This is a genomic window from Cohnella soli, from assembly GCF_042655525.1.
GTDB classification, from domain to species: domain Bacteria; phylum Bacillota; class Bacilli; order Paenibacillales; family Paenibacillaceae; genus Cohnella; species Cohnella soli.
Genome location: NZ_JBHSMI010000031.1, coordinates 1 through 1,480, shown reverse-complemented (window position 1 = coordinate 1,480; position 1,480 = coordinate 1). Strand labels below are relative to the sequence as shown.

The following is a 1,480-nucleotide window of genomic DNA, read 5'->3' as shown; positions in this document are numbered from 1 at the left end:
TGTCGTTGTGCTGTGATAATGTCACCCTATAACTGTTCTGAGATAATGTCACTATGAGACAGGAGACAGTGACATTGAGCAGAGCCGAATTGAAGAAGGTTGTCGTGGTGGAGAAAATCATTAGCGGACATATGACGAATGCGGAAGGAGCAGCAGTACTCGGATTGACCAGCAGACAGGTGATTCGTTTGAAGAAGCGATATTTGACGGAGGGGGGTGCAGCAGCGCTTGTTCATCGCAATCGTGGTAAGAAGCCTGTTCATGCACTCTCAGATGAGACCAAAGAACGTGTAGCCGTACTTTACAGTCAACAGTATGTCGGCAGCAACAACTGCCACTGTGCGGAACTGCTCACCGAGCGTGACGGGCTAGAGCTAAGCCCTTCCAGCGTACGCCGGATCTTACTTGCCAAGGGATTGAAGCAAACCAAGCAGCGTCGTCGCAAAAAGGCACATCAGCCGCGTGAACGTCGTTCCCAAGCCGGTGCGCTCTGGCAGATCGACGCCACACCTTTTGCGTGGCTCGAAGATCGTGCCCCCGCCTTCGCTCTTCACGCCGCCATTGACGATGCGACAGGCCTCGTTGTCGGCGCCGTCTTCAGACCGACCGAGTGCCGTGAAGGCTATTCGCTCGTGATGATGCAAGGCATTCAGAAGTACGGCATTCCGCTCGGCCTCTACAGCGACCGCCATACCATCTTCAGATCACCGAACGAGCCGCTCACCGTCGAGCAGGAGCTGGCCGGAGAAACGAAGCCGCTGTCCGATTTCGGTGAAGCTATGAAGGAACTCTGTATCACGCACCTCAAGGCACTCACACCACAAGCCAAAGGGCGCATTGAGCGGCTATGGGGCACACTCCAGGATCGCTTGGTCATCGAGTTGCGCCTGCTGGGTGTGAACACGATGGAAGAGGCAAATGCGGCGCTACCGGCGCTCTTGCGCAAGCATAACCGCAAGTTCGCCGTGAAGCCCAAAAGCGATGAGCGTGTCTACATCAAGCTCGATTCTTCCATTCGCCTGGATTATGTATTTGCGAAGCGAGAGCTGCGAACACTCGGGCAAGGCAACACGCTGTCTTACGCGAACAAGACCTATACATTCGCTAAGCCTTCTCCCTATCGACTAGATCCCAGGATGGTCGTCGAGGTACGTGAGACGTTTTCGGGAGAAGTCATCGTATGGTACGACGATACAGCAATCCATCTCGTGGAAATCGAAAAGCTCGTCCGTAAGCCCAAAGAGCAAATAAAAAAGGCGAGTTCTGCGTCGCCACGCAAACCCGCCTCCGTGCATCCGTGGAAAACCACGATGTCACAAACCCAAATCAAGCGTACCACAAAGAAAAACGATTTCCAAGACGCCTTGTATTCTCAGCATAACAGCTATGCCGAAGCGCTCTGGTGAGAGGCTTCGGCACCACTTAAAAAAGTGACATTTTCTCGGACGAGTTAGGGTGACATTTTCTCAGAAGTTTGACA

Annotated in this window: 1 protein-coding gene; it reads left to right on the top strand. The window is 53.3% G+C overall.

The window, feature by feature from the left end:
• Positions 1 to 74 precede the first annotated feature (74 nt).
• Positions 75 to 1,406, top strand: a complete 1,332-nt coding sequence (locus ACFPOF_RS23615; protein WP_378137304.1) for an ISNCY family transposase — start codon at positions 75 to 77, stop codon at positions 1,404 to 1,406.
• Positions 1,407 to 1,480: the final 74 nt, after the last annotated feature.